Below are 4,753 nucleotides of genomic sequence, written 5' to 3'. Positions count from 1 at the left end.
GCGCCTCAAACGCCGGCGAGGCTGGATAGGCCGGCCGTCGCCTGGCGGGCTGGAGTGCGCGCAGCGCACTTCCAGCCCCGCCGGCGATTGAGGCGCGGGCGCGGTAGCGCCGTGCAGTGACCCGCACCCGGACATGCACCCGCGCGGAGCGCACTGCGGGGCCGGGGCGGCAGCCCCGGGGCGGGTTCCCGGGGCCGCAGCGCCCCGGGGTACGGAACACCGCCCGGCCAGGGCTTACGCGTCGGGGCGGACCACCGCCTTGATCGGCATCGAGCCCGCGCCCGCCATCGTCACCGTGCGGCCCGGCCGCGGGGCGTGGACCATCGCGCCGTCGCCAACGTACATGCCGACGTGGCTCGCATCGTCGAAGTAGATGATGAGGTCCCCCGGCCGCATGTCCTTGACCGCCACCTTCGGCAGCAGCCGCAGCTGCTCCTGCGAGGTGCGTGGGATCCCCCGCCCCGCCGCCAGCCAGGCCTGCGAGGTCAGTCCGGAGCAGTCGAAGGAGTCCGGGCCCGTCGCGCCCCAGACGTACGGCTTCCCCATCTGCGCGGTGGCCCACTGCACGGCCCGCTTGCCCGCGTCCGTGGCGGCGCCGTTGACGTCCTTCATCGCGCCCGACGACAGCCACGCCGTCTGCGCCTTGTACTGCGCTTCCTGCTCCAGCTGGATCAGCCGGGCCTTCTCCTCGGCCTCCAGCCTGTTCTCCAGGGCCTCCGCCGCCTTGATCTTCTCCTCGATCTGCTTCTTGGCGGTTTCCTTCTTGGCCCTGTTGTCCTCCATCTTCTGCCAGAGCGCGCCCGCTTCCTTCGCGTACCGCTCCAAGTCCGTCTGCGTGCGGTTCAGTTCGGACAGCAGGTCCGTGGTGGCCTTCTCGCCCTGCCGCAACCGGCCCGTCCCGTCCAGGTAGTCGGCCGGGCTGTCGCTCAACGCCAGCCGCGCGCCCGGCGGCAGGCCGCCCGAGCGGTACTGGGCGCGGGCTGCGGCGCCCGCGCGGTCCTTCAGGGAGGAGATCCGGTCCTGGCCCGCGACCACCAGGTTGGCGATCTGGACGATCCGCTCGGACTGGGCCTTCGTCTCGCCCTCCGCGAGGTTGTACGCGTCCGTCGCCGCGCCGGCCTGCCGGTAGAGGTCCTCTATCTCCTTGCGGACCTGCTCCAGGGACTTGGTGCCCGGCTCGGGCGCGGGAGCCGCCGGTGCGGCGGGGGCCGAGGGAGCGGAAGGGGCGGAGGGAGCGCCCGGGGCGGCGTACGCGGTGCCCGCGAGTCCCGGGGCCGCCAGTATCGCCATGGCGCACAGCAGCGTGAGAGCAGACGCTCCCTGCCGACGCGACGACGCTCGCTTCACGGTCCCCATGGCTCCCCCAGGCGCCCCGGGTCAGACCGACGTCCCCGGGCAAGGCAGGCAAACCGGACCGGACATCAGATCTGACTATTCATCAGTAACTTGGCACTGTCACCGGGATGGTGCCACGACTCGGTGAATTCCAACACCCTCCGGATGCCTCCCCGATCATGACCGCCCCCGCCCCGGCCGTCCCAGCCGACTCAACGGACCGCCCCCAACGCCGGTTCCCCACCGCGCGAGGTTCACCCCGCCGGGCGCAACGCCTCCCACAGCACCGTCAGTTCCCCCTGCCGCCACCGCACCGGACCGTCCGCCAGCGGCCAGTCCGCGGCCAGCGCCCGCGCCGTCCGGATCCACCGCTGCCGCGCCCCGTACGAGGCGTACGGAGCGGCCGCCGCCCACGCCCGGTCGAAGTCGCGCAGGAACGCGTAGACCGGCTCACCCGGCACGTTCCGGTGGATCAGCGCCTTCGGCAGCCGCTCCGCCAGGTCCGACGGCCGCTCCAGCGAACCGAGCCGCGTCGCGAACGTCACCGTCCGCGGCCCCTCCGGCCCCAGTGCCACCCACACGTGCCGTCGGCCGATCTCGTCGCAGGTGCCCTCCACCAGCAGCCCGCCCGGCGCCAGCCGCCCGCACAGCCGCTGCCACACCTCCGCGACCTGCTCCTCGTCGTACTGCCGCAGCACGTTCGCCGCACGGATCAGCGCAGGCCGCTCCCCGCCGTCCAGCGGCACCTCGAAGCCGCCGTGCCGGAAACTCAGCCCCTCCCGCTCGTACGGCTTCGCCCCCGCCACCCGCGCCGGCTCGATCTCGATCCCGACCACCCGCACGCCCGGGGCCGCCTCCCGCAGCCGCGCCAGCAGCTCCACCGCCGTCCACGGCGCCGCCCCGTACCCCAGGTCCACCGCCACCGGCGCCTGTGCCCGGCGCAGCGCCGCCCCGTGCGCGGCCGCGATCCAGCGGTCCATGCGGCGCAGCCGGTTCGGGTTCGTCGTCCCGCGCGTCACGGTGCCCACGGGGCGCTTCGGGGACGGCGGAGTGCTGCGGGAGACCATGCGCCGAGCGTAAGCGGAGCGCGCGGCCAAGATAAAAATCCGGCAAACGAGCAGGAACATCCGGGCTCCCGGAATGCGGCGGACCGCCATCCGGGTTGCACTCCTTGCAGGGCGCCGACCGCGCTCCCGCAGCCATGCCGCCCCACCGGCGCTGCCGACCCGCCGCCGGACGGGCCGCAGAGGACCGTCGACCGTCGTCCGAGCGAGAGGAACTGCTCCCTTGAGCCAGTACGTGTCCCGTCTCGGCGGCAGCATCAGCGGACGCATCGCCGCCGCCCGCGCCACCCGCCCCGACGCCCCCCGCCTGCGCCTCCCGGCCGTCGGCCACCACCGCAAGCCCCGCCGCGTGGCCATGCTCAGCGTGCACACCTCACCGCTGCACCAGCCCGGCACCGGCGACGCCGGCGGCATGAACGTCTACATCGTCGAGCTCGCCAAGCGCCTCGCCGCGATCAACATAGAGGTCGAGGTCTTCACCCGCGCCACCACCGGCGGCCTGCCGCCCGTGGTCGAACTCGCCCCCGGGGTCCTCGTACGGCACGTCGACGCCGGCCCCTACGAAGGCCTCGCCAAGGAAGAGCTGCCCGCCCAGCTGTGCGCCTTCACCCACGGCGTCATGCAGGCCTGGGCCCGCCACCGCCCCGGCTACTACGACCTCGTCCACTCCCACTACTGGCTCTCCGGCCACGTCGGCTGGCTCGCCGCCGAACGCTGGGGCGTCCCCCTCGTCCACGCCATGCACACCATGGCCAAGGTCAAGAACGCCGCGCTCGCCGAGGGCGACACCCCCGAGCCCGCCGCCCGCGTCATCGGCGAGACCCAGATCGTCGCCGCCGCCGACCGGCTCATCGCCAACACCGCCGAAGAGGCCGAGGAACTCGTACACCACTACGACGCCGACCCCGCCAAGGTCGCCGTCGTCCACCCCGGGGTCAACCTCGACCGCTTCACCACCGGCGACGGCCGCGCCGCCGCCCGCGCCCGCCTCGGCCTGCCGCAGGACGCCGTGATCCCGCTCTTCGCCGGCCGCATCCAGCCCCTCAAGGCCCCCGACATCCTGCTCCGCGCCGTCGCCGAGCTCGTCGACCGCGACCCCTCGCTGCGCCGCCGCCTCTTCGTCCCCGTCGTCGGCGGCCCCAGCGGAAGCGGCCTCGCCAAGCCCGAGGGCCTGCAGAAGCTCGCCGCGAAGCTCGGCATCACCGACCTCGTCCACTTCCACCCGCCGGTGGCCCAGGACGGCCTCGCCGACTGGTTCCGGGCGGCGTCCGTGCTGGTCATGCCCTCGTACAGCGAGTCCTTCGGCCTCGTCGCCATCGAAGCCCAGGCCACCGGCACGCCGGTCCTCGCGGCCGAGGTCGGCGGGCTCCCGGTCGCCGTCAACGACGGGGTCACGGGCATCCTCGTACCCGGCCACGACCCCGTGGACTACGCCCGCGAGCTGCGCCGCTTCGTCGACGACCCCGGCCTCACCGACCGGATGGGCGCCGAGGCCGCGCGGCACGCGCAGTTCTTCGGCTGGGACACCGCGGCCAGCGGCACCGCCGACGTGTACACCGCCGCCATGCATGATCATCGCCGTCGCGTACGCTCCCACCATGGCTGACACCGCCGCTGACACCGCCGCGATCATCGAGTCCACGCTGGCCGGCGCCGAGCTGAACTGGGAGAGCCCCGAACCGGGCACGTACGTAGTCCAGCTCCCCGGCACCCGCAAGCTGAGCACCACGTGCTCGCTCCGCATCGGCCGGCACTCCCTGTCGGTCAACGCCTTCGTCATCCGCCACCCCGACGAGAACGAGGCCGGCGTCCACCGCTGGCTGCTGGAACGCAACCTCAAGCTGTACGGGATGGCGTACGCGGTGGACCCCCTCGGCGACGTCTACCTCACGGCCCGGCTCCCGCTGTCGGTCATCACCCCCGAGGACCTGGACCGCCTCCTGGGCACCGTCCTGGAGGCGGCGGACGGCGCCTTCAACACCCTCCTGGAGCTGGGCTTCGCGAGCGCGATCCGGCGCGAGTACGAGTGGCGCGTCTCGCGCGGCGAATCGACCCGCAACCTGGACGCCTTCAAACACCTGACCCGGCCCGCCGCCTCTTCTTGACGCGCCGCGCCCCCTTTTGACGCGCCGCTCGCGCGGTGCGGCGCCGGGGCGCCTTACCGGCTTCGCGGCGCTGCGCCGGACTCCGTCCGGCGTCCTGCGGGCGGGGCCGGTTCGCGTGGCTGCTGCCGGTGGACGTCTGCGGGTGGGTGGGCCGCTGCGCGGGGCGGTCCCCTACCCGCCCTTCCACCGTTCCCAGGGGCTCCGCCCCTGACCCCGTTCGCCTCAAACGCCGGCGAGGCTATCTATAGC

The 4,753-nt window shown here is 73.7% G+C and carries 4 protein-coding genes; 2 read left to right on the top strand and 2 right to left on the bottom strand.

Going from position 1 to position 4,753, the window contains the following annotated elements; all coding sequences use genetic code 11:
- Nucleotides 1–234: 234 nt before the first annotated feature.
- Nucleotides 235–1,356 carry a C40 family peptidase gene (locus AC07A6_RS41235; RefSeq protein WP_362474823.1) on the bottom strand — a complete coding sequence of 374 codons (1,122 nt, stop codon included), beginning with the start codon at nt 1,354–1,356 and terminating at the stop codon, nt 235–237.
- Nucleotides 1,357–1,589: 233 nt separating this feature from the next.
- Nucleotides 1,590–2,402 carry a class I SAM-dependent methyltransferase gene (locus AC07A6_RS41230; RefSeq protein WP_386275686.1) on the bottom strand — a complete coding sequence of 271 codons (813 nt, stop codon included), beginning with the start codon at nt 2,400–2,402 and terminating at the stop codon, nt 1,590–1,592.
- Nucleotides 2,403–2,622: 220 nt separating this feature from the next.
- Between AC07A6_RS41230 and mshA the strand changes: the two genes are divergently transcribed.
- Both mshA and AC07A6_RS41220 read left to right on the top strand, forming a co-directional pair.
- Nucleotides 2,623–4,005, top strand: a complete 1,383-nt coding sequence (gene mshA / locus AC07A6_RS41225) for a D-inositol-3-phosphate glycosyltransferase (protein WP_386275684.1) — start codon at nt 2,623–2,625, stop codon at nt 4,003–4,005.
- Nucleotides 3,998–4,504: a type III secretion system chaperone family protein gene (locus AC07A6_RS41220; protein WP_362474817.1), complete on the top strand. Its 507-nt coding sequence runs from the start codon at nt 3,998–4,000 to the stop codon at nt 4,502–4,504. Before mshA ends, AC07A6_RS41220 begins: the two co-directional genes overlap by 8 nt.
- Nucleotides 4,505–4,753 lie beyond the last annotated feature (249 nt).

It is taken from the genome of Streptomyces sp. NPDC044002 (assembly GCF_056434525.1).
Note: the sequence above shows the minus strand (reverse complement) of the source record. Positions and strands in the feature narration are given on the sequence as shown.

Bases quoted from the DNA above. Each gene is read 5' to 3' on its own strand.
- AC07A6_RS41235 (WP_362474823.1), bottom strand. From the start codon at position 1,356: ATGGGGACCGTGAAGCGAGCGTCGTCGCGTCGGCAGGGAGCGTCTGCT.
- AC07A6_RS41230 (WP_386275686.1), bottom strand. From the start codon at position 2,402: ATGGTCTCCCGCAGCACTCCGCCGTCCCCGAAGCGCCCCGTGGGCACC.
- AC07A6_RS41220 (WP_362474817.1), top strand. From the start codon at position 3,998: ATGGCTGACACCGCCGCTGACACCGCCGCGATCATCGAGTCCACGCTG.